Below are 20,923 nucleotides of genomic sequence, written 5' to 3'. Positions count from 1 at the left end.
TCGGTTCAGCGCGCGGACAGGCCGATTTGGGCAGAGCTTGCCAAGGGGGTCAAGCGTCAAGTTGTGGATGACGCGAGGTCGCAAGACAAATTTGATTGAACGGTCAGCTTGTCGCTCTAGCGAGCGGCAAAGTGAGAACCAGAGCGTCGATGCGATCGCCTTCCGGGCTGCGGTAATAGCCTTTCCGACGCCCCGATTCCTTCCAGCCGGTCGCGGCATAAAGCGCGCGTGCGGCGTCATTCTCGGCGGAGACTTCGAGGAAGGCGCTTTCGGCCCCAAGCGCATCGGCTTCCTGCGCGAACCGCTCGACCAGCGCGCGGCCGGTGCCGTTGCGGCGGCCTTTCGGGTCGACCGCGAGGGTCAGAAGCTCGGCCTCGCCCGCGATGACGCGTCCGAGCAGGAAGCCTCGGTTTTCGTTCAACAGGAAGGTGCCGGGGCCGCGCATCAGATCCCGGAATTCGGCCTCGTTCCACGGGCGCGGTGTGGTGAAGCAGGCGGCATGCAACTCGGCGAGGGCTTCGGCGCGCATCAGTCGAGGATCCTTGGCGGCGGATCGGAGGGCGGAGCGGCATCGGCCGCGCGCAGGTAGAGCGGCGCGGGACGTTCTCCCGGGATGAATTCGCGAGAGGCTGCGATCCGCGCGATGGCTTCGGCCGGTGCGAAGGCTGCGGGTGCGGCAGCAGCGCCGATCCGCTGGGCGACCTCTTCGGCGGCGGAGCCGATGCAGGTCAGGCCGGGTTCGGCCAAGCCCTCGGGCAGGGCGTCGAGCTCATGCAGGTCGAGCGGGATGGCTTGGGCGGTGCGGAAGCCTTCGAGATAGACGCGTTCGCGGGGCGCGGCGACGGCGGCAAGCACCGGACCTTCGCTGCCGAATTGTGCGGCGTCGGTGATCGAGACGCCGAGCGCCGGGGTCCTCAGGCTCAGCGACAGGCCACGCGCGGCGGAGACGGCGATACGGACACCGGTGAAATTCCCCGGCCCGATCCCGACGCCGATCCGCGTCAAGTCGCGCCAGCCGACGCCCGCCTCTGCGAGCACCTCTTCGAGAAGCGGCATCAGCCGTTCGGCCTGTCCGCGTCCCATTTCCTCGTGTCGCGAAACGAGGCAGTCATCACCCGACAGCAAAGCGGCCGCGCAATGCGCGGCCGATGTGTCGAAGCCTAGCGTCAGATCAGGCATTGACCGGACGGACCTCTGAAACCTCGGGGATGTAATGTCTGAGCAGGTTCTCGATCCCCATCTTGAGCGTCAGCGTCGACGAGGGGCAACCGGCGCAAGCGCCCTGCATGTGCAGGTAGACCACACCACGCTCGAACCCGTGGAAGGTGATGTCGCCACCGTCCTGCGCCACGGCCGGGCGCACGCGGGTGTCGAGCAGTTCCTTGATCTGCGAGACGATCGCGCCGTCCTCGCCGTCATGCTCGGCATGCCCCGAGGGCGCGGCTTCGCCTTCGATCACCGGGGCGCCGGATTGAAAATGCTCCATGATCGCGCCGAGGATCGCCGGTTTCGCGTGATCCCAGCTGGTCGCATCGTCCTTCGTCACGGTCACGAAATCCGAGCCGAAGAACACGCCGGTCACGCCGGGCACTGCGAAAACGCGCTTGGCCAGCGGCGATTTGGCCGCCGTCTCGGCGGTGGGAAAATCAGCGGTGCCGGTCTCCAGCACGGTCTGGCCGGGCAGGAATTTCAGCGTCGCGGGGTTCGGGGTCGTCTCGGTCTGAATAAACATCGCGTGCCTCCTTGGCTTGCCGCTCATATGCGCCTTCCGACAGAAATAATCAAGTAATCGCGGCTATGCGCTAGATGATGCGCGGCGCGATCTGGGCGGGGTCGGTGACTTCCGGGCGCCAGAATGCCTCCGCTTCCGGTCCGATCCGCGCGAGAGCGGCCTCGAAGTCACGATGGTTGACATGGCGCCAGAGCGCAAAGGCCGTGGCCTCGATGGCGTTATCGGGGGTCAGGTTGTGGTGCGGGCGCAACGCCTGCGCTTCGCGGGCCATCTCGGTCCGGCTGCCGAACGGGCGCGGCGCCGCCATCACATCCCAGTGATACAGGAAGATCGCGCGCAACACCGCTGGCAGGCAATCGGCGAAGGCGATGGCCTCGACAGGGCGCAGCCGCGCACGGAAGGTGACGAAGACGCCCTCCACCGCCGTGTAGGTCATGTTGTCGGAGTCGAGGCCCATCCGATCGCGCGCATCTGCGAGGAAGGAGGCGAACTCCTTCTGCGCGTGGCGGTAGGTCCAGGGCATCGGCATCGGTCAGGTGATCTGTTCGAGCTTTTCCTTCGACATCTCGCCCGGCACGATCGTCAGCGGGCAGGGCAGCGTCCCGGCCTGCTTGACCATCTGGCTGACCAATGGCCCCGCACCGCCCTTGCCGGAGCCTGCGCCGAGGACCAGCACGCCGATCTCGGGATGTTCGTCCATCACGGCGATGATCTCGGGCACGGGTTCGCCCTCGCGGATCACCAGTTCCGGCTCCACGCCCTGACGGTCGCGCATCCATTTCGCGAAAACCTCGAAATGCGCCTCGATCCGCTCGCGAGCTTCTTCCCGCATGATCTCGGCGACCCCGATCCAGTGCTGGTATTCGTCGGGCGGGATCACCGAGAGGATGATCACGCCGCCGCCGGTATGGTTCGCGCGCATCGCCGCGAACCGCATCGCGTTGAGGCATTCGCGGGTATCGTCGAGCACAACAAGAAACTTGCGCATGGCTCCTCCGGGACGGGGTGTTCGTGGATCATCGCCCGGCGCGAGGTCTTTGGCAACCGCGGGGGTGTCGAGGCTCAAAGCGGTGACCCTTGTGCCCAGTCCATATAGGCCTCGCGCGCCCGCTGCGTTCCCTTGCCGGGCGTGTAGCTGACATCGTCGAAACCCGCGACCGGGGTGACCTTGGCGAAGTTGCCGGTCAGGAAGACCTCGTCGGCATTGCGGAAATCGTCGAGCGTCAGCACCGCTTCATGCACCGTCTCGCCGCCCTCGCGCAGAAGCCCCATGATCCGCTTGCGCGTGAGCCCCGCGAGGAATGTGCCGTTCGGCATGGGCGTGAAATACTCGCCATCCTTCACCATCCAGACATTCGCGGTCGCGCTTTCTGCGACATTGCCCATCGCATCCTGCACCAGCGCGTTGCCGAAGCCCTTGCGCTGCGCCTCGACCAGCATCCGGGCGTTGTTCGGATAAAGGCAGCCCGCCTTCGCATCGGTGACGTTATCGGCCAGAACGGGACGGCGGAATTGCGTGGTGGTCAGCGTCGTCGACTTGCCGGGGTCGGGCATCGCCACCTCTTCGAGGCACAGTGCGAATCCGGTCTCGCCGGGCTTCGGCGCCACGCCTAGATCGGAACCCGCAATCGCCCAATACATCGGGCGCACGTAAACGGCGGCACCCTTGTCGTATTTCCGCAGGCCCTCGCGCGCAATCTCGACGATCTCCTCGGCGGCGAGGGTCGGCGTGATCATCAGCGCCTCGGCGGAACGGTTGGTGCGCGCGCAATGCGCGTCGAGATCGGGCACGACCCCGTCGAAAAGCCGCGCCCCGTCAAAGACCGAGCTGCCTTGCCAAAGCCCGTGATCGGCGGCGCGCATCACGGCGATATCGCCCTCGTGCCATGCGCCTTCGAACCATGTGCGGATGTTTTTGCCGAATGCCATCGGTGCCTCCTTCGTATCGGGCGCGATCCAACCACTCGCGCCCCGCGAAGTCCATACGACCGATTGTATCGGTGTCAGGTGTCGTGAGGTCCGGTCATGGGAGCGGGGCCGCGTTAACTGCATCGCAACTGCGACCTGCCTAGGCTTGCGGAAGTTTCGCCCCTTGTGGCTACCCGTAACTGGAGATTTGGCATGACCCCGGCCCGGCGCAGACGCAAACGTCTCTTCGATCTGACGCTGGCGGTGCTGGCGCTGCCCGTGGTCTTGCCGCTGATCGTGCTGGTCTGGCTGGCGGTCGCGCTGATGCAGGGGCGGCCATGGTTCTACGGCGGCGAGCGGATGCACAGCCCCACGCGCAGCTTTCGGATGTGGAAGTTCCGCACGATGGAGGCGGAGGCCGGCGATCACGGCATCACCGCCGGGCATAAGCGTGCACGGATCACCCCGCTCGGGCGGGTTCTGCGCCGCTGCCACGCCGATGAGCTGCCGCAAATCTGGAACGTCCTGCGCGGCGATATGAGCTTCGTCGGTCCGCGCCCTCCGCTGCGCGAGGTGGTAGAGCGTTTCCCGCAGCTCTATGCACAGGTGCTCGCAAGCCCGCCGGGGATCACCGGTCTCGCGAGCGTGCAGTTTGCACAAAAAGAGGCGCGTCTTCTGGCACGATGTCGGACGGCGGAGGAGGCGCGGCGGATCTACGATCAGGCTTGCGTCCCCGAGAAAGCCCGACTCGATCTGCTGTATCAAAGACAGGCCTCGTGGCGGCTCGATCTGGCGCTGATCTGGCAAACTCTGCGCGGAGGGATCGCGTGAGGGGAGCGCTCACCGACAAGATCACGACGCGCCTGATCGCGCTCTCGCGTCCGCGCAAGGCGGTCGTCATCGCGACGCTCGATGGTCTGCTCGCGATGGCGTGCCTTGCGCTGGTGTTGCAACTCGCGCCTGCCTTGAGCCGCGGGGGCCTCGGGGGGACTGCCTGGCTGCTGGTCCTGACCGGGAGCGGTCTCGCCGCAGTGGCGAGCCTCTGCACCGGCTTGGCGCGCGTGCCGCTGAAGGACTTCGCCATGCTGGGGGCGGGAAAGGCGGTCGTCCTCACCTGTCTCCTTGCACTGGCCCTTTGGGCCGGCCTCGGATGGCGGGGCAGCGACACTGCGCTCTTCTTTGGCTGCGCTTTTTTGTCGGGCCTCGTGGTCCAGCGCCGGGCGCTTCTGGCGCTGACGGGATGGCTCTATCGACGCTCGAACGTCGTCTCGCGCATCGCGATCTACGGCGCGACGCCGGAGGGGATCGCGCTGGCACGGGCGTTGCGCGACCGATCCGGATTTTTGACCTGCGCCTATCTAGACGACAGCCCGGTTTTGCGCGGCGCGACGTTGGACGGGGTGCCGGTTCTCGGCCCCGCGGCGCGCAAGGCGCTGATCCGCAAGTTCAATGTCGATCGCGTCGTCCTCGCCGATCCGCGCCTGCCCGAGCCGCGTAAGGCCGCGCTGGCGCGTGACCTTGCGCACCTTGGATTCCGCTGCGAGGCGCTGCCGGATTTCGCCCTGCTGGTCGGCGGGGCGGATCTTGCCGCGCGGCTCGAACCGGTGCGCCCCGAGCGCTGGCTGGGCCGCTGCGAGATCACCGGGGGCGACCCGCCCGAGGCAGAGTTCTACCGCGGAAAATCCGTGCTCATCTCGGGGGCGGGCGGCTCCATCGGGGCAGAGCTTTGTCGTCAGATTCTCGTCTGTGGCCCGGCGAAACTCGTCCTGCTCGAACTCTCGGAGCCCGCGCTTTTCGCCCTCCTGTCCGACTTGATGCCGCTTGCCGCACGCGCGGGTGTCGATCTCGTCACCCGGCTCGGCTCCGCCGGGGACGCGGCGCTGGTGCGGGAGATCTTCGCACGCGAGGCGATCGACGCGGTGTTCCACGCCGCCGCCTACAAGCACGTCGCGCTGGTGGAGGAAAACCCGCTTTCCGGATTCGCGAATAACGTCACCGCCACGGTCTGCCTCGCACGGGGCGCGCGGGCGGCGAAAGTTGCGCGGTTCGTGCTGATTTCCAGCGACAAGGCGATTGCACCGAGCTCGGTCATGGGCGCGTCGAAACGAATGGCCGAGCTGGTGGTGCAGGATCTTGCGACCCGCGTGGGCGCGACGGTTTTCTCGATCGTGCGCTTCGGAAATGTGATCGGCTCGTCGGGATCGGTCGTGCCGATTTTCGAGCGGCAGATCGCGCAAGGCGGGCCGATCACGCTCACCGATCCTGACGCCACACGCTATTTCATGACCATCGCCGAAGCGGCGCGGCTCGTGCTGATCGCCGGGCGCTGGGAGGTTTCGGGGCGGGTCTATGCGCTCGATATGGGCGCACCGATCCGGATCGGGGGTCTCGCCCGGCAGATGGTCGAGGCGCGCGGGTTACGGCTGCGCGGGCCGGACTGCCCCGACGGCGAGATCGAGTTGTTGCGGATCGGTTTGCGGAGGGGGGAGAAGTTGCACGAGGCCCCCGTGACCGGCGCGCATAGCTGCGCGACTGCGCATCCGAAGATCACGCATGCGCCAGTGGCCCACCTCTCGGAACGCGAGACCGCCCTGCTTCTGCGTGATCTAGATGTGGCTGTGGCGCAGCGTTGCCGAGAGCGGCTTGAGGAACTCATATCGACGCTGCGGCGAATGGAAGGCGATGCCTTAGCGCCGCTCGTTTTGGACGAAGCCTCGCGTCGACAAAGCGCGGGCGCGCGGGAATTCGATGTCTCCGGGAAGGCCAGGCCTAGGCAAAACGGAACGCCCGAAAGCGAAGCGGCGAGCGCCGCGAAGGACGACGCGGCTTTCATCGCGGTGGGCGCGCGCGGCATCGCCCTGCCAACGCCAGTGCCATCACGTCCCGTCCGGCCCGGCGCGCGGGGCGCGTCAGGCGAAGGGATCGTGGGGATAGCCGACCGCGCTTAGATAGAGCCCCTGCGGCGGGCAGACTGGTCCGCAAGCGGCGCGGTCGCGCGCGGCGAGCGCTTCGCCCACGCGCTCGGGCGGCCAGGAACCGGCGCCGACGCGCTCCAGCGTGCCGACGATCGAGCGGACCTGATTGTGTAGGAAGCTGCGCGCGCGCAGGTGAAACCGGACCTCGCGCCCATGCGGGATGTCAAGCGACTCGATCCGGATCTCGTCGAGTGTTTTGACCGGCGAGTTCGACTGGCACATTGTCGAGCGGAAGGTGGTGAAGTCATGATGCCCGATCAGATGCGCGGCCCCTTCGCGCATCGCCTCGATATCGAGCGGGTTGAGCACCTGCCAGACCAGCCCGCGATCATGGGTTACCGGCGCGCGGCGTTGCACGAGCCGGAACAGGTAGCGCCGCTCCTGTGCCGAAAACCTGGAGTGGAATTCGTCTTCGACCCGGGCGCAGGCAAGGATCGCGACCGGCGCGGGGCGCAGGTGATAATTCAGCGCCTCCGACAGCCGGAACGGGTCCCAATCCTTCGTCAGATCGGCATGGGCGACCTGCCCGGTGGCATGAACGCCCGCATCGGTGCGACCGGCCGCCGCGATCGTGTGGGGGCCGGGTTCGAGCTTCGCCAAAGCCGCCTCGACCGCGCCCTGCACCGAAGGCTGGTCGGCCTGACGCTGCCACCCGGCAAAGGGGCCCCCGTCATATTCGATTTTGAACGCGTATCTCGGCATGGAGCGGCCATAGCCCGAGCGCGCCCCGTTTCGCAATCCCCTCCCGGTCCCGCGCAGCGATTGCGGGCCCCTGCACGGGGCGGCTTGCTCTCGTCATGGCCCGGAGCTACCGATTGCCGGTCGGGCAGAGAAGGGCGTGGATATGAGTTTGACGATCATGGCGGCGGTGCTGGGCGCGGCCTTCCTGCATGCCCTGTGGAATGCGCTGATCCGCCTGGGTGGCTCGAAAATCCGCGCGATGGTGATGCTGTCCATTGCCGAGGCCCTGATCGGGCTTGTCGTCGCTTTGTCGCGGCCCATGCCGGACAGCGCCGCGCTGGGCTGGATCCTTGCCGCGGGGGTGATCCATTTCGGCTACAAGTTCTTCCTCGCTCATGCCTATGAGCAGGGCGATCTGAGCCGGGTTTATCCGATCGCGCGGGGGTCTGCACCGATGATGGTGGCGGTTGTCTCCGCTGCGCTGGCGATCGATGCGATCAGCGGGCTCGAATATGCGGGGATCGCGGTGCTGGGGCTCGGGATCGCCCTGATGGCGCGCGGCGTGTTCACGGATGGCGAGAGCCGTCGCCTGCTGCCCTATGCGCTGGGCTCGGCGCTGGCGACCGCGAGCTATACGCTGGTCGACGGGATGGGCGCGCGCATCTCAGGCGAGCCCGTGGGCTATGTCGGATGGATCATGGTGCTGGGCGGGGTGTTCTTCGCCATGGGCATGGTCGGGCTGCGCGGGACCGTGATGCTTCGCGCCGCGCCGCGCGAATGGGGGATCGCGACGCTTGGGGCAGCGGCCTCCTATGCGGCCTATGCGATTTCGATCTGGGCGATGACCCGCGCGCCGATCGCGCTGGTCGCGACCCTGCGCGAGACCTCGATCCTGTTCGCGGTGCTGATCGGCTGGCTCGTTTTTGGCGAGAAGATGCGGATGACGAAGGCGCTGGCGGCGTTGTTGATCGTCTCGGGCGTGGTGCTGACGCGGGTCTGAGCGATTAAAATCGCGGCTGGCCTTGGTCGTCGCAGCTGGCAGGCATGGCGTCGTCCGCCGGGCGCGCGATCAGGTGCCCGGTCACGATTTGCAGGGGCGTGAAGGGCGGCTCCTGAATCGCGGGCTGGATCTGGCGGGTCACATAGCAGCCGCCGAAGCTCTCGGTTTGGCCGTCCCGCGTCCGGGCGCTCACCGTCACCCCGAGCGTGGTGTAGATCGAACCGGCTGCGCCTTCCGATGTCACCGGGCCGATCGTGACCGAAGCCTCGGCGGTATCGGCATAGCCTTTCGCGAAATCCGCATAATCGCCGTTCTTTTCGGGATCGGCGAAATAGCTCCAGGCGCGGGCATATTGTTGCAGCGAAATCGCATTGTAGAGCGAGCGGACCAGCGCCGCGGGGGTCGAGCGGTCGTCGAGGTAGTCCGGCGCGGCCATGGCCGATTGCGCGGAAAACACGAGAGCCAGAAGTACGAGACTGCGGCGCATGTGGCCTCCTGAAAGATGTTGGTGCGGGTAGCCGGTGCAGCTACCGCAGGATCAACGTCTTTCGGGCACGAGTTGTTGCACGATGCCGACGAGCAGCAGGTAAATGGACGTGACGACCAGCCCCCAATGCGCCCAGCTTGCCGGGTCGAAATCGACCCATGCGGCCCAGCCCGCGAAGAAGGTCCACAAAAGCGCCATCGGCAAGGAGACCGCGCGCCAGCGCTTCGTGCGCACGGGGTGGATGAACTTGAGGGGCAGGAACATCGCGATGGCGAGCGCCACGACGACGAGCAGGATCGTCCAATAGCCGGGCTTTAGCGCGAACAGCACCAGTACCAGCATGTTCCACGCGCCCGGGAAGCCCTGGAACGAGTTGTCCTTCGTCTTCATCCGGGTGTCGGAGAAATAGACGACGCTGCCATAGGTGATCGCGATGATCGCGAGCCAGCCCGTCCATCCCGGCAGCAGGCTCGACTGGAACAGCGCGAAGGCAGGGATGAAGACATAGGTCAGATAGTCGATGATCAGGTCCATCAGGACGCCGTCATAGAGCGGGAAATTCGCCTTTACATCGTAGCGCCGCGCGAGCGGGCCATCGATCCCGTCGACGAAGAATGCGGTGACGAGCCAGAGGAACATCAGCGCCCATTCGCCCTCCGCGGCCGCGAGAAGCGCGAGCATCGACAGCACGGCGCCGGTGGCGGTCAGGAGGTGAACGAACAGGGCTTTGATGCGGATATCCATCTGCCCGTGATGCCGGATTTGCGACGCAGGGGCAAGCGAACTTCAGGCGCGCGGATGGCTCTTGTCGTAGATTTCCATCAGCCGCGCGGCATCGACGGCGGTGTAGATTTGGGTCGTGCCGAGGCTCGCGTGCCCCAGCAGTTCCTGAATGGCGCGCAGGTCGCCGCCGGCCGCCAGCAAATGCGTCGCGAAACTGTGGCGCATTGCGTGCGGCGTCGCGGTCGAGGGCAGTCCGAGCGACATGCGCGCCCGCTCCATCGCCTTGGAGATCATGCGCGGATTGAGCGGCTTTCCGCGTGCGCCGTAGAACAAGGGCGCATCCGGCTCGGCGGGGTAGGGACACAGGCGCATGTACTCCGCGACGGCATCGCGGGCGGCGGGCACGACCGGCACCAGCCGCTCCTTGTCGCCCTTGCCGCGGATGCGCAGCACCTCGGGCAGGGGGTGGGCGTCGGCGCGCAAGGCGAGCGCTTCGGAGATTCGCAGTCCGCAGCCGTAGAGCAGCGTCAGCACCGCGGCGTCGCGCGCGGCGATCCACGGCTCCATCGCCTGCGTGTCGACCTGTTCGATCATCCCGGCCGCGGCGTCCTCGTTCAGTGGGCGCGGCAGTTTGCGCTGATATTTCGGGCTGCGGGTCGAGAGGATATGGCTCGCGTCGAATCCGTCGCGATCGGCGAGCCAGCGGATGAAGCTTTTCACCGAAGAAAGCGCGCGGGCGAGCGAGCGCGACGAGACCTCGCGACCGCGTTCATGCGCCATCCACGCCCGCATATCGGAGGGGCCAAGCTGAGCGATCCGGGCGGTGCCCAGGCTCTCGCCATGATGGGTTTGCAGAAAGCCAAGGAAGCTCGCCACGTCGTGCCGGTAGGCGGTGATCGTGTGATCGGAGGCGTCGCGCAGCCCGCGCAAATGGCTCAGCCATTCGGCGAGCGCGTCTTGCAACCCTGCAGACGGCTCCGCCATCAATCCAGCCAGCGGCGCATCGTGCGTTCGAATACGCCTGCGAAGAAGGCCAGAAGGTCGGTGCCTTGGGAAGGTTTGAACTGATGCGGATCTTCGGCGGCCATGACCAGCATGCCGGGCAGGCGGACCTCGCCCAGATCGAGCTGCATCAGCGCCTCGGAGCGCACCCAGTTCGCCGCTTCGCCGAAGATCGCCTCGGAGCCCGGCACGGTCTGGCGCAGCACGACCTGTCGCGGCTGTCCGCCACGCCCGCCGCGCATGTATTCGGTGATGAAGCCGGGTTCGGCCACGCAAAGCACCTCGCCCAGCTGGCGCAGCGCCGGGTCGTTCTCGTTCTGGTGGCTTTCCAGCACGAGGCGGACGGCGTCGACGCGCAGAATCTCGGCCACTTCGGTCGCGAGGTTGGACAGGAAAGACTGGAAGTCATGCGGGTCGAGCATCCGCAGCACCGCGCGGTGAATCTGGTTCGTGCCCGCGAGGTTCTCATAGGCCGCCGCGATGACAGACCGGTGGGTGTCTTCCAGCCGGTCGAGCCGCGCCTCCAGCCGGGACATGGCCGCGCCGCGCAGGTCGACGATATTGCCGCCCATCGCGGCCTCGTTCGCAGCGATCAGCGCCCGCATCAGGTCGCGGTCCTCGAGAATCACGTCAGGGTCGGAAATGATCTTGTCGCGGAGTTGCTCCACGAGGGCCGGTTCGGTCATGCCTGTCTCGTCGCTGGTCGATGCATCATTTTTTCCAAGCATACACGATGCATCCCGCGACGCAGTCCAAAAAAACGGCCCGGGACACGAAAAAGGCCCGCCGGATAGGCGGGCCTTTGCTGTCTCGGACGCGGGCGGAAGATCAGATCTTCTGGCCGGTCGCTTCCCAGTCCTTGAGGAACTGGGCCAGACCCTTGTCGGTCAGCGGGTGGTTGACCATCGACTTGATGACCGCCGGCGGTGCGGTGATCACGTCGGCGCCGATGCGCGCAGCATCGCTGATGTGGTTCACCGAACGGATCGACGCGGCGAGGATCTGGGTCGTGAAGTCGTAGTTGTCATAGACCGTGCGGATGTCTTCGATCAGCTGCATCCCGTCGAGGTTGATGTCGTCGAGACGGCCGATGAAGGGCGAGATGAAGGTCGCGCCCGCCTTCGCGGCGAGGATCGCCTGCGCGGTCGAGAAGCACAGCGTGACATTGACCATGTGGCCTTCGGATGCGAAAGCCTTGCAAGCGGTCAGGCCGTCCCAGGTCAGCGGAACCTTGATCGCGATATTGGGGGCGATCTTGGCGAGCTTCATACCTTCTTCGATCATGTCCTTGGCTTCGGTGGCCACGACTTCGGCCGAGACCGGCCCGTGGACCATGTCGCAGATTTCTTTGGTGACTTCGAGAATGTCGCGGCCCGATTTCAGGATCAGCGACGGGTTGGTGGTCACGCCATCGACCATGCCCAGATCGTTGAGTTCCTTGATCGCGGCGGTGTCGGCGGTATCGACGAAGAATTTCATGGCAGCTCTCCTTGGCAGCAGTCGCGAGCGTGTTAGCGCAAAAGTGGCGACGGCGAAAGAGGTCGCAGCAGGACGGGGGCTCCGCCCCGCGGCTTCGCCGCTCCCCGGGATATTTAGCGCAGTTGGAAGACATGGCGATGTCTGAACCCGGTTGGTTCGAAGAGGGCGCGCGGGTCGCGGTGCTGACGGCGGAGCCGATCGGGCGGCCGCTCGATTATCGCGCGCCGGAGGGCGGTTGTTTCAGCGGGGCTTTCGTCGAGGTGCCGCTGGGGCCGCGCAAGGTGCTCGGCGTGGTCTGGGGGCCGGGCGAAGGCGGTTTCGATGCCGCCAAGCTGCGCGCGGTGAACCGGGTCTTCGACGTGCCGCCGATGCGCGACGAGCTGCGGGTGTTTTTGGAGCGGATGGCGGAGTACACGATGACGCCGCTGCCGCAGGTGCTGCGTCTGGCGACGCGCGCGCCGGGCTTGGGCGATCCGCCGGGGATGCGCAAGATTTACCGGCTGGGCGACCGGGAGCCGTCGCGGATGACCGATGCGCGGGCGCGGGTGCTGGAGGTGCTGGAAGAGCATGGCGGTGCGGGCTTCTATCTGAGCGAGTTGGCGCATCTGGCCGGGGTGACGACGCAGGTCGTGAAGGGGCTGGTGAAGACCGGCGCGCTTATCGAGGCGGAGGTGCCCCGCGATCAACCGTTCCCGCGGCTCGAACCGGCCCTGCCCGGCAAGGCGCTGTCGGAGGCACAGACCACGGCGGCGGAGGCTTTGCGCGCGGGCTCCGGGGCTTATTCGACGACGCTGCTTAAAGGCGTGACCGGATCGGGCAAGACGGAGGTCTATCTGGAGGCGGTCGCGGAATGTCTGCGCAAGGGGCGGCAGGCTTTGGTGCTGTTGCCCGAGATCGCGCTGAGTTCGGAGTTTCTCTCGCGGGTCGAGGCGCGGTTCGGCGCGCGCCCCGGCGAGTGGCATTCCGGGGTCACGCAAAGCGAGCGGCGCAGGCTGTGGAAGGCCTGCGGGGCGGGCGAGGTGCAGCTTGTCGTCGGCGCGCGCTCGGCGCTGTTCCTACCGTTTCGCGATCTGGGGCTGATCGTGGTCGATGAGGAGCATGACAGCTCCTACAAGCAGGAGGAAGGCGTTCTCTATAACGCCCGCGACATGGCGGTGCTGCGCGCCTCGGGCTGTTCGGCGCAGGTGGTGCTGGCCTCGGCGACGCCAAGCCTCGAGACATGGGCGAATGCAGAGGCCGGGAAATATCAGCGGCTCGATCTGGGCGCGCGGTTCGGCACGGCGGAATTGCCCGAGATGGGCACGATCGACATGCGCGACGAAGCGATCGAGAGCGCGCATTGGATCGGGCCGACGCTGGTGAAAGAGGTTCTCGCGCGGGTGGCCGAAGGGCAGCAGGCGATGCTGTTTCTCAACCGTCGCGGCTATGCGCCGGTCACGATCTGCCGCGCCTGCGGGCATCAGATCGGCTGCGATCATTGTGACGCGCGGATGGTGGAGCACCGTTTCCTCAAGCGGCTCGTCTGCCACCAATGCGGCGAGACCAAGCCGATCCCGGTGAAATGTCCGAGCTGCGAGGTGGAGGGAAAGCTCGCCCCGGTCGGGCCGGGGGTGGAGCGGCTGGCCGAGGAGGTCGCGGAGCGCTTCCCCGAGGCGCGTCTGGCGGTGCTGTCCTCGGACCTGTTCGGCTCGGCCCGCGCGCTGAAGGAGAAGATTGCCGAGATTGCACAGGGCGAGGCGGATATCATCATCGGGACGCAGATCGTGGCGAAAGGGCATAACTTCCCGCGGCTGACGCTGGTGGGGGTGATCGACGCCGATCTTGGTTTGCAGGGCTCGGATCTGCGCGCGGCGGAGAAGACGTTCCAGCTGATGCGGCAGGTGGCGGGCCGGGCGGGCCGCGCCGAGGAGAAGGGCGCGGCGCTGTTGCAGACCTACCAGCCCGAACACCCGGTGATCCGCGCGATTCTGGGCGGCGACGAGGAGGCGTTCTGGGCGCAGGAGGCCGCTGCTCGGCAGGCGCAGGGCGTGCCGCCTTACGGGCGGATGGCTGGGATCATCCTGTCGGGGCCGGATTTGCAGCCGCTGTTTGAGGTGGGCAACCACCTCGCGCGCAACGATGCCGCGCTTCGCCGGATCGGGGCGCAGGTCTTCGGGCCCGCGCCTGCGCCGATCGCACGGGTGCGCGGGCGGCATCGGGTGCGGCTCTTGGTGAAGGCAGAGAAAAGCGCGCCGCTACAGGGCGCGCTCAAGGCTTGGCTCAAGGGGCTGAAGCTGCCGACCAATGCGCGGCTCGCGGTCGATATCGATCCGCAGAGCTTCCTATAGGGAGGCGCTTAGCGGCTTCCCCTTCCCTTCGCCGGTGCTTCCACCGGAAGCCCCGCCACTGACTTCGTCAGCGGTTCGCTCCGGGAACCCACAACACATCGTCCTTGCCGTCGTCATTCGCGATCCGGGCTGCGACGAAGAACCAGTCGGACAGGCGGTTGAGATATTTCACCGCCCATTCGTTGACGCCCTCGATCGCGGCCAGCGACACGGTTTCACGCTCGGCACGCCGTGCCACGGTGCGCGACATATGCAAATGCGCGGCAAGCGGCGTGCCGCCCGGCAGGATGAAGCTGCGCAGCGGCTCCAACTTCTTGTTCATCGCGTCGATCTCGGTCTCGAGCCGGGTCACCTGAGACACTACCATGCGCAGGACCGGGTAGCCCGCCTCGTCGTCATGCTCCATATCGGGCCGCGCCAGATCGGCGCCCAGATCGAACAGGTCGTTCTGGATCACGGAGAGCTGCTTTTGCAGCGCCTCGTCCGCATGCAGGCGCGCAATGCCCACTGTCGCGTTCAGCTCGTCCACGGTGCCATAGGCGGTCACGCGCGCGGAATGTTTGGCGACGCGCACCCCATTCGAGAGCGCGGTTTCCCCGGCATCGCCGGTGCGCGTGTAGATGCGATTGAGAACGACCATCAGCCACCCCTTCTAAGATAAACGAACAACAGGATCAGCGCGATCGCGACCGCCTGGGCGGCAATGCGCAACCGCATCAATTTGTTGGCATGTTTCTTGTTGAAATCGCCCCCGCGTCCGAAGCCCGCGATGCCGATCATCAAGATCACCAGAACCGCCAAACTCGCCAGAGCGACGACATAAAATAACGGGTCGTTGCGCATGTAGTCTCTCTCCCTCTGGGCTCAAGACATAGCTGGAGATCACGAAAATGCGAAAGGATTTTCAGCCCTTGTCCAGCACCCAGTCGAGCATCCGGTCCGGCAGGAAGCGACGCACGACGCTGATCGCCTTGGTCGGCGTGGTGATCTTGTAGCGCGGCTTCGGGTTCGGGGCCTCGAGCGCCTTGAGGATCGCCTTGGTCACCTCGGAGGGCGGCAGTTCGAACGTGTCGGGCTTGCCGCGGCTTTGGTAGAGGCGCTTGAGCAGACTTCCCTCGTATTGCGCGCGGCGGGCGGAATTCTCCCAATCCACCCATTTCTCGAAAGGCGGGATCGAATTGACCCGGATTTTCGAAGTGATCGGGCCGGGCTGGATCAGTACGATCTTGATATCCGTATCGGCCATTTCGAGCCGCATCACATCGGTCAGCCCTTCCAGGGCGAATTTCGTCGAGGCATAGGCCGCGCGCCATTTCAGCCCGACGAAGCCCAGCACCGAGGAGCATTGCAGGATGCGCCCCTCGCCATTGTCGCCCTGCGCGCGCATCACCTTGATCGCGCGGGTCGTCAGGTCGTGCAGGCCGAACAGGTTGGTCTCGAAAATCTCGCGCAGCGCGCCGGGGGGGATGTCCTCGGCAGCGCCGGGGCAGGCGAAGGCTGCGTTGTTGTAGAGCGCGTCGAGCCGACCGTGCCCGCGCGCGAGAGCCTCGTTGAAGCCCGCCTCGATGCTTTCGGGATCGGCCACGTCGAGCTGGAACGAGATCAGCCCTTCGGAGCGCAGGCGCTCGCAATCTTCTTCACGGCGGCAGGTGGCGAAGACTTTCCAGCCCGCGGCTTTAAGCCCGTGGGCCGCGTCATAGCCGATGCCCGAGGAGCATCCAGTGATAAGGATCGTCTTGGCCATGCGCGCGCCTTCCCTCTGATCCGGCGACGCAAAGAAAAACCCGCCGGAGATTTGCCTCCGACGGGGGTATTTCGAGCCATTTGAAAAGGCAAGATTTTAGCGGCTGGCAGGCCGGTTTAGGTCAATTTGCCGGGCGCAGGTACTTCTTGGAGACCCAGCCTTCGGTGCCGTCGCCCTCGATCTTCACATTCGCCCAGCCGCCGATCTCGGCCACGACGAGCACATCGTCGCCCTTGCGGACGCGGTCGATCGCGGCGTTGCTGGTCGAGGGGCCCGAGCGCACGTTGAGCGCATTGGCTGTCACGCTCCAGAGCGTGCCGCCTTCGACTTTCGGCGCCGAGGTGTCGCGATATTCCGGCGACGGTTTGAGCTCGGGGCCCGGCATCCGCGCGTTCGGCGTGACGCGGGTGATCAACGAGGCTTTCTCGATCTTCGGCGTGTTGGCTTGTGATGCAGCAGCCTTCGCGACAATTTGAGGGGCCTCGCTGGCCGAAAGCTCTTGATTATCGCTCGCGGCGCGTGAGACCTGTACGGTGTCATTCGACGTGGCCGCAGAGGCCTGTTCGACGTTCCCGGGAACGTCGCGTCCGGCGATGGCCATAACGGCGTAAATACCCGCCAAAGTGGTCAGCAACAACTTGCCCATGATCAACCCCCTGATTCCGATTGGCAGCTGGGGAAGCGTGAAAATATTAACACGATTCTCTCTGCTCTACGTCGGTGAAATTCCGCCGACGGGGGAAAAGTTCCATGGAAATTCCTATTCCTGCTTTTCCCGCTGGACCGGGATCGGGCGCGGCTTTAGTAAATCCGCATGAGCAGTGACGAAGAAAATCCCCTCTCCACCAGTTCCGAACCGCTGAGCCGTGCGATCGGCGAGCGCTATCTGACCTATGCGCTCTCGACGATTATGCACCGGGCCTTGCCCGATGCGCGCGACGGCCTGAAGCCGGTGCATCGGCGCATCCTCTTCGCGATGCGCGAGCTGAAGCTGTCGCCCACCGGCGGCTTCCGGAAATCCGCGAAAATCTCGGGCGACGTGATGGGGAACTACCACCCCCATGGCGATGCCGCGATTTACGATGCGATGGCGCGTCTCGCGCAGGATTTCGCGATGCGCTACAAGCTCGTCGATGGGCAGGGCAATTTCGGCAATATCGACGGCGATAACCCGGCAGCCTCGCGTTATACCGAGGCGCGTCTGGCCTCTCCGTCCGAGTCGCTTCTGCAAGGTCTTGCCGAGGATGCGGTCGATTTCCGTCCGAATTACGACGGCACGCTGACCGAGCCGGTCGTGTTGCCCGCCGCCTTCCCGAACCTGCTGGCCAATGGCGCAAGCGGCATCGCGGTCGGCATGGCGACGAACATCCCGCCTCACAATCTCGGCGAGCTGGTCGAGGCGCTTTTGGAGATGATCAAGCGTCCTGACATCACCGATGACGAGCTGGTCGAGCATATCCCCGGCCCCGATTTCCCGACCGGCGGCGTGCTGGTCGAGCCGCCCGAAAATATCCGCGACGCCTATCGCACCGGCCGCGGCGCGTTCCGCCTGCGGGCGCGTTGGGAGAAAGAGGAACTGGGCCGCGGTCAATGGCAGATCGTCGTCACCGAGATCCCCTATCAGGTACAGAAATCGAAGCTGATCGAGCGTCTGGCCGAGGTCATTCAGACCCGCAAGGTGCCCGCGCTGGCCGATGTGCGCGACGAGAGCGCCGACGATATCCGCATCGTGCTGGAGCCGAAATCGCGCACCGTCGAGCCCGAGATGCTCATGGGGATGCTGTTCAAGAACTCCGATCTGGAGGTCCGGTTCTCGCTCAACATGAACGTGCTGATCGACGGGCGGGTGCCGAAGGTCTGCTCGCTCAAGGAGGTGCTGCGTGCCTTCCTCGATCACCGGCGCGAGGTGCTGCTGCGCCGCTCGCAGCACCGGATGGACAAGATCGACGCGCGTCTCGAAGTGCTCGAAGGCTATATCATCGCCTTCCTGAACCTCGACCGGGTGATTGAGATCATCCGCTACGAGGACGAGCCCAAGGCGATGCTGATGGCCGAGTTCGAGCTGTCCGACGTGCAGGCCGAAGCGATCCTCAACATGCGCCTGCGCAGTCTGCGCAAGCTCGAGGAAATGGAGCTCAAGCGCGAGCGTGATGCGCTGATCGAAGAGCGCTCGGGGCTCGAAGACCTGCTCGCCTCCGAAAAGCTGCAATGGAAGACGATCGGCGGTGAGCTGAAGGACATCGACAAGAAATTCGGCCGCAATGCCGAAGGCGGCGCGCGGCGCACCGGCTTCGCCGAGGCCGGCGAGGTCGAGGAAGTGCCGATCGAGGCGATGATCGAGCGCGAACCGATCACCGTTATCCTGTCGAAGATGGGTTGGATCCGGGCGATGAAGGGCCATAACGCGCTCGATGCCGAGGTGAAGTTCAAGGATGGCGACGGGCCGATGTTCGCCATGCATGCCGAGACCACGGACCGGATCGTCGCGATGGGCTCCAACGGACGTGCCTATACCGTGCTCGGGGCGAATCTGCCCGGCGGGCGCGGCATGGGCGAGCCGCTGCGGCTGATGGTCGATCTGCCCAACGAGGCGGAGGTGACCCATCTGCTGCTGCCGAAGGCGGGCGAGAAATATCTGCTGGCCTCCTCGGATGGCGACGGCTTCATCTGTCCGGGCGAGGAGCTCGTGGCGCAGACCAAATCGGGCAAGCAGGTTCTGAACATGAAGGGCGCGGCGAAAACCACCGTCTGTTCGAAGATCGACGGCGATACGGTCGCCTGCGTCGGTCAGAACCGCAAGCTGCTGGTCTTTGCGCTTGAAGAACTGCCCGAGATGGCACGCGGCAAGGGCGTCCGGCTGCAGAAATACAAGGATGGCGGGCTGAGCGATGCGAAGACCTTCACCCTGGCCGATGGTCTGAGCTGGAAGGATCCGGCGGGCCGGACTCGGACCGAGACCGATCTCGCCGAATGGACCGGCAAGCGGGCTTCGGCGGGCCGCATGGCGCCGCGTGGCTTCCCGCGGGACAACAGGTTCACCTGAGGCTTTGCCTGAGGGATCGTCCGGGCAGGCCCGGGCGATCCGGCAGGGGGCGCTGCCCCCTCTTGCCCTGTCGGGCAATTCACCCCCGGGATATTTTTGCCAAGGCGAAGGGTGAGTGTTTGCTCTCGCCCGTCACGCGCGCTCCGCTGTCAGCCAGATGCCGCCCTTTGGGCGCGTGGTCAGGATCATCTCCGGCACAGGCTCGCGCCCCGGCACGGCGGTGAAGCGGAACCGGGCGAGGAGCGTGGCGAGGATGATCTGCGCCTCCTGCATCGCGAAGCCTGCGCCGATGCAGATCCGCGGCCCGGCCCCGAAGGGCAGGAAGGCGAAGCGGTCATGCGTCGGATTGGCGAAACGGTCCGGGCGGAAGGCATGCGGGTTCTCCCACAGCGCGTGGTGACGGTGGAGCGCGTAGATCGGCAGCATCACCGTGTCGCCTGCGCGCACCTCGCGCCCCAGAAGCGTGTCGGGTTTGCGCGCCGTGCGCGACAGGAAGCCCGCAGGCGGGTAGAGGCGCAGGCTCTCGTTCACGATCTGCGCGACGAGGGGCATCTTTGGCAGGTCATCGACGGTCGCCGCGTGGGCACCGAGCGCGGTCTGCGCCTCGCTGCGGGCGGCGTCCTGAACCTCGGGGTCGAAAGCGCTGAGGTAGAGCGCCCAGGCGAGCGTCAGCGCGGTCGTCTCGTGGCCTGCGACGATGAAGGTCAGCAGGTTGTCGCGCAGCTCGGCCGGGCTCATCTCGCGGCCGGTTTCGGGGTCCTGCGCGCCGTCGAGCAGGTCCAGGAGGTCGGGCACTGCTTTCGCCTCGCCCGCGCGCCGGGCCTCGATGGCTCGGTCCGCATGGCGCTTGAGGTCGCGCACGACGCCTGAGGAAATCACCCGATGCGGGCGCGGCACCCAGGCGGGCAGGGCGAAGAGGTCGAGAAGCGAGACCTTCGCGGTCTGCGCGATATAGGCGTCGATCGCCCGGTGGATCGCGGCGCGGTCGAAACCCTCGTCGCCCGAGAAGGTCACGTCCGAGATCACCTCGAAGGTCGCTGCCACCATCTCCTGATGCAGGTCCACCGCGCGACCGGTATCGGCGGCGGTGCTGATACGTGCGGCGGAGGCCTCGGCTGCGGCCCCCATGACGGGGGCGAGCGCCTCCATGTTGCGCGCGGCGAAGACCGGAGAGGCGGCGCGGCGCTGCCAGCGCCATTCGGCCCCTTCGGCGACGAACAGCCCTTCCCCTACGGCAGGGCCGAGGATGAGTTTGGTCACCACCGATTTCGGATAATCTTCGACGCGCGTCTTGAGGATGTGGCGCAGGCTGTCGGGGTCCATCACCATATGCCAGCGCGCCCCGGTATTGCCCGAGATGATCGGTGCATGGGTCGCCAGTTCCGGTATGATTTCCAACAGGTTGCGCCGCGCGGCGCGGAAGCTCGCGAAGATGCCCAGCGGATGCTCGGCAAGGGGCGCACGGGCCGGAAGGCGGTGGGTGTCGTCTGTCGCAGCGTAATCCATGACGAGATGGTAGTGCGGCGCCGGTCGCTGCCCAAGCGAAACCGCGAACACAGACAGGCGAAACCCTGCATTCCGGGCTTGATTTTTTCCCGCCAGCGCAATAGGTAGCGCGCGATATTGACTCGGGCTCGCTGCTAGCGGCCCCCTAACCAGAGGCGCCCCGCGAGATGGCAAAGGAAAAGTTTGAACGTAACAAACCGCACGTCAACATCGGCACGATTGGCCACGTTGACCACGGCAAGACGACGCTGACGGCTGCGATCACGAAGTATTTCGGTGATTTCCGCGCGTATGACCAGATCGACGGCGCGCCGGA

Annotated in this window: 23 protein-coding genes; 6 read left to right on the top strand and 17 right to left on the bottom strand. The window is 65.9% G+C overall.

The window, feature by feature from the left end:
• Positions 1-103 precede the first annotated feature (103 nt).
• The 6 genes from F8R15_RS19345 to F8R15_RS19320 form a co-directional block, all read right to left on the bottom strand.
• The gene (locus tag F8R15_RS19345; protein WP_152845691.1) at positions 104-529 is read right to left on the bottom strand and encodes a GNAT family N-acetyltransferase; all 426 of its coding nucleotides are present in this window, start codon (positions 527-529) and stop codon (positions 104-106) included.
• Complete coding sequence (gene tsaB, locus F8R15_RS19340; protein ID WP_152845690.1) at positions 529-1,179, bottom strand: tRNA (adenosine(37)-N6)-threonylcarbamoyltransferase complex dimerization subunit type 1 TsaB; 651 nt, start codon at positions 1,177-1,179, stop codon at positions 529-531. Before tsaB ends, F8R15_RS19345 begins: the two co-directional genes overlap by 1 nt.
• Positions 1,172-1,732, bottom strand: coding sequence for a NifU family protein (locus tag F8R15_RS19335; RefSeq protein ID WP_078521382.1), 561 nt, complete (start codon positions 1,730-1,732; stop codon positions 1,172-1,174). The genes tsaB and F8R15_RS19335 overlap by 8 nt, the downstream gene beginning before the upstream one ends.
• 70 nt (positions 1,733-1,802) lie before the next feature.
• A complete protein-coding gene (locus F8R15_RS19330; protein ID WP_152845689.1) occupies positions 1,803-2,261 on the bottom strand; it encodes a DUF2267 domain-containing protein in 459 nt (152 codons plus the stop codon).
• 3 nt (positions 2,262-2,264) lie between these two features.
• The gene (locus tag F8R15_RS19325; RefSeq protein ID WP_078521378.1) at positions 2,265-2,720 is read right to left on the bottom strand and encodes a universal stress protein; all 456 of its coding nucleotides are present in this window, start codon (positions 2,718-2,720) and stop codon (positions 2,265-2,267) included.
• Positions 2,721-2,794: 74 nt separating this feature from the next.
• Positions 2,795-3,661 (bottom strand): branched-chain amino acid aminotransferase, encoded by an 867-nt coding sequence (locus tag F8R15_RS19320; RefSeq protein WP_078571232.1) that lies wholly within the window; start codon positions 3,659-3,661, stop codon positions 2,795-2,797.
• 192 nt (positions 3,662-3,853) lie between these two features.
• On the opposite strand from F8R15_RS19320, the gene F8R15_RS19315 reads away from it, so the two are divergent.
• Positions 3,854-4,471: a sugar transferase gene (locus tag F8R15_RS19315; RefSeq protein WP_152845688.1), complete on the top strand. Its 618-nt coding sequence runs from the start codon at positions 3,854-3,856 to the stop codon at positions 4,469-4,471.
• Entirely contained in the window at positions 4,468-6,588 is a 2,121-nt protein-coding gene (locus F8R15_RS19310; protein ID WP_152845687.1) for a polysaccharide biosynthesis protein, read from the top strand. Before F8R15_RS19315 ends, F8R15_RS19310 begins: the two co-directional genes overlap by 4 nt.
• Here F8R15_RS19310 and truA read toward each other — a convergent pair.
• Positions 6,550-7,317, bottom strand: a complete 768-nt coding sequence (gene truA, locus F8R15_RS19305) for a tRNA pseudouridine(38-40) synthase TruA (RefSeq protein WP_152845686.1) — start codon at positions 7,315-7,317, stop codon at positions 6,550-6,552. The two genes, F8R15_RS19310 and truA, sit on opposite strands and share 39 nt — an antisense overlap.
• 142 nt (positions 7,318-7,459) lie before the next feature.
• On the opposite strand from truA, the gene F8R15_RS19300 reads away from it, so the two are divergent.
• Positions 7,460-8,296, top strand: a complete 837-nt coding sequence (locus tag F8R15_RS19300; protein ID WP_152845685.1) for a DMT family transporter — start codon at positions 7,460-7,462, stop codon at positions 8,294-8,296.
• Positions 8,297-8,300: 4 nt separating this feature from the next.
• Here F8R15_RS19300 and F8R15_RS19295 read toward each other — a convergent pair whose 3' ends face one another.
• The 5 genes from F8R15_RS19295 to fsa form a co-directional block, all read right to left on the bottom strand.
• On the bottom strand, positions 8,301-8,783 hold the full coding sequence (locus F8R15_RS19295) for a hypothetical protein (protein ID WP_152845684.1): 483 nt from the start codon (positions 8,781-8,783) through the stop codon (positions 8,301-8,303).
• Positions 8,784-8,834: 51 nt separating this feature from the next.
• Positions 8,835-9,527, bottom strand: coding sequence for a phosphatidylcholine/phosphatidylserine synthase (locus F8R15_RS19290; protein WP_152845683.1), 693 nt, complete (start codon positions 9,525-9,527; stop codon positions 8,835-8,837).
• 42 nt (positions 9,528-9,569) lie between these two features.
• Positions 9,570-10,490 carry a tyrosine recombinase XerC gene (locus F8R15_RS19285; RefSeq protein WP_152845682.1) on the bottom strand — a complete coding sequence of 307 codons (921 nt, stop codon included), beginning with the start codon at positions 10,488-10,490 and terminating at the stop codon, positions 9,570-9,572.
• Positions 10,490-11,194 carry a DUF484 family protein gene (locus F8R15_RS19280; RefSeq protein ID WP_152845681.1) on the bottom strand — a complete coding sequence of 235 codons (705 nt, stop codon included), beginning with the start codon at positions 11,192-11,194 and terminating at the stop codon, positions 10,490-10,492. Before F8R15_RS19280 ends, F8R15_RS19285 begins: the two co-directional genes overlap by 1 nt.
• Before the next feature lie 142 nt (positions 11,195-11,336).
• Positions 11,337-11,987, bottom strand: coding sequence for a fructose-6-phosphate aldolase (gene fsa, locus F8R15_RS19275; RefSeq protein ID WP_078521364.1), 651 nt, complete (start codon positions 11,985-11,987; stop codon positions 11,337-11,339).
• A gap of 137 nt (positions 11,988-12,124) precedes the next feature.
• Between fsa and F8R15_RS19270 the strand changes: the two genes are divergently transcribed.
• Complete coding sequence (locus F8R15_RS19270) at positions 12,125-14,314, top strand: primosomal protein N' (RefSeq protein ID WP_152845680.1); 2,190 nt, start codon at positions 12,125-12,127, stop codon at positions 14,312-14,314.
• Positions 14,315-14,381: 67 nt separating this feature from the next.
• On the opposite strand, the gene F8R15_RS19265 is transcribed toward F8R15_RS19270, so the two are convergent.
• From F8R15_RS19265 to F8R15_RS19250, 4 genes are all read right to left on the bottom strand, one after another.
• The gene (locus tag F8R15_RS19265; RefSeq protein WP_152845679.1) at positions 14,382-14,954 is read right to left on the bottom strand and encodes a cob(I)yrinic acid a,c-diamide adenosyltransferase; all 573 of its coding nucleotides are present in this window, start codon (positions 14,952-14,954) and stop codon (positions 14,382-14,384) included.
• Positions 14,954-15,157, bottom strand: a complete 204-nt coding sequence (locus F8R15_RS19260) for a twin transmembrane helix small protein (protein ID WP_078521361.1) — start codon at positions 15,155-15,157, stop codon at positions 14,954-14,956. The genes F8R15_RS19265 and F8R15_RS19260 overlap by 1 nt, the downstream gene beginning before the upstream one ends.
• Before the next feature lie 61 nt (positions 15,158-15,218).
• Complete coding sequence (locus F8R15_RS19255) at positions 15,219-16,058, bottom strand: SDR family NAD(P)-dependent oxidoreductase (RefSeq protein ID WP_078542598.1); 840 nt, start codon at positions 16,056-16,058, stop codon at positions 15,219-15,221.
• Between the two features lie 121 nt (positions 16,059-16,179).
• Positions 16,180-16,704 (bottom strand): SH3 domain-containing protein, encoded by a 525-nt coding sequence (locus F8R15_RS19250; RefSeq protein WP_078549337.1) that lies wholly within the window; start codon positions 16,702-16,704, stop codon positions 16,180-16,182.
• Positions 16,705-16,872: 168 nt separating this feature from the next.
• On the opposite strand from F8R15_RS19250, the gene parC reads away from it, so the two are divergent.
• On the top strand, positions 16,873-19,101 hold the full coding sequence (gene parC, locus F8R15_RS19245) for a DNA topoisomerase IV subunit A (RefSeq protein ID WP_152845678.1): 2,229 nt from the start codon (positions 16,873-16,875) through the stop codon (positions 19,099-19,101).
• 132 nt (positions 19,102-19,233) lie between these two features.
• On the opposite strand, the gene F8R15_RS19240 is transcribed toward parC, so the two are convergent.
• Positions 19,234-20,607, bottom strand: a complete 1,374-nt coding sequence (locus F8R15_RS19240) for a cytochrome P450 (protein WP_152845677.1) — start codon at positions 20,605-20,607, stop codon at positions 19,234-19,236.
• A 167-nt stretch (positions 20,608-20,774) separates the two neighbouring features.
• Here F8R15_RS19240 and F8R15_RS19235 point away from each other — a divergent pair.
• Positions 20,775-20,923: GTP-binding protein (locus F8R15_RS19235; RefSeq protein ID WP_253732777.1), on the top strand; the 149-nt coding region annotated here is incomplete at its 3' end.

It is taken from the genome of Thioclava sp. JE_KL1, from assembly GCF_009296265.1.
GTDB lineage: Bacteria > Pseudomonadota > Alphaproteobacteria > Rhodobacterales > Rhodobacteraceae > Thioclava.
Note: the sequence above shows the minus strand (reverse complement) of the source record. Positions and strands in the feature narration are given on the sequence as shown.

Excerpts from the sequence above, each read along its gene's own strand:
- F8R15_RS19320 (WP_078571232.1), bottom strand. The coding sequence starts at position 3,661 with ATGGCATTCGGCAAAAACATCCGCACATGGTTCGAAGGCGCATGGCAC.
- F8R15_RS19295 (WP_152845684.1), bottom strand. The coding sequence starts at position 8,783 with ATGCGCCGCAGTCTCGTACTTCTGGCTCTCGTGTTTTCCGCGCAATCG.
- F8R15_RS19280 (WP_152845681.1), bottom strand. The coding sequence starts at position 11,194 with ATGACCGAACCGGCCCTCGTGGAGCAACTCCGCGACAAGATCATTTCC.
- fsa (WP_078521364.1), bottom strand. The coding sequence starts at position 11,987 with ATGAAATTCTTCGTCGATACCGCCGACACCGCCGCGATCAAGGAACTC.
- F8R15_RS19315 (WP_152845688.1), top strand. The coding sequence starts at position 3,854 with ATGACCCCGGCCCGGCGCAGACGCAAACGTCTCTTCGATCTGACGCTG.
- F8R15_RS19335 (WP_078521382.1), bottom strand. The coding sequence starts at position 1,732 with ATGTTTATTCAGACCGAGACGACCCCGAACCCCGCGACGCTGAAATTC.
- F8R15_RS19325 (WP_078521378.1), bottom strand. The coding sequence starts at position 2,720 with ATGCGCAAGTTTCTTGTTGTGCTCGACGATACCCGCGAATGCCTCAAC.
- F8R15_RS19265 (WP_152845679.1), bottom strand. The coding sequence starts at position 14,954 with ATGGTCGTTCTCAATCGCATCTACACGCGCACCGGCGATGCCGGGGAA.
- F8R15_RS19255 (WP_078542598.1), bottom strand. The coding sequence starts at position 16,058 with ATGGCCAAGACGATCCTTATCACTGGATGCTCCTCGGGCATCGGCTAT.
- F8R15_RS19300 (WP_152845685.1), top strand. The coding sequence starts at position 7,460 with ATGAGTTTGACGATCATGGCGGCGGTGCTGGGCGCGGCCTTCCTGCAT.
- F8R15_RS19345 (WP_152845691.1), bottom strand. The coding sequence starts at position 529 with ATGCGCGCCGAAGCCCTCGCCGAGTTGCATGCCGCCTGCTTCACCACA.
- tsaB (WP_152845690.1), bottom strand. The coding sequence starts at position 1,179 with ATGCCTGATCTGACGCTAGGCTTCGACACATCGGCCGCGCATTGCGCG.
- truA (WP_152845686.1), bottom strand. The coding sequence starts at position 7,317 with ATGCCGAGATACGCGTTCAAAATCGAATATGACGGGGGCCCCTTTGCC.
- F8R15_RS19260 (WP_078521361.1), bottom strand. The coding sequence starts at position 15,157 with ATGCGCAACGACCCGTTATTTTATGTCGTCGCTCTGGCGAGTTTGGCG.
- F8R15_RS19290 (WP_152845683.1), bottom strand. The coding sequence starts at position 9,527 with ATGGATATCCGCATCAAAGCCCTGTTCGTTCACCTCCTGACCGCCACC.
- parC (WP_152845678.1), top strand. The coding sequence starts at position 16,873 with ATGAGCAGTGACGAAGAAAATCCCCTCTCCACCAGTTCCGAACCGCTG.
- F8R15_RS19240 (WP_152845677.1), bottom strand. The coding sequence starts at position 20,607 with ATGGATTACGCTGCGACAGACGACACCCACCGCCTTCCGGCCCGTGCG.
- F8R15_RS19330 (WP_152845689.1), bottom strand. The coding sequence starts at position 2,261 with ATGCCGATGCCCTGGACCTACCGCCACGCGCAGAAGGAGTTCGCCTCC.
- F8R15_RS19285 (WP_152845682.1), bottom strand. The coding sequence starts at position 10,490 with ATGGCGGAGCCGTCTGCAGGGTTGCAAGACGCGCTCGCCGAATGGCTG.
- F8R15_RS19270 (WP_152845680.1), top strand. The coding sequence starts at position 12,125 with ATGTCTGAACCCGGTTGGTTCGAAGAGGGCGCGCGGGTCGCGGTGCTG.
- F8R15_RS19250 (WP_078549337.1), bottom strand. The coding sequence starts at position 16,704 with ATGGGCAAGTTGTTGCTGACCACTTTGGCGGGTATTTACGCCGTTATG.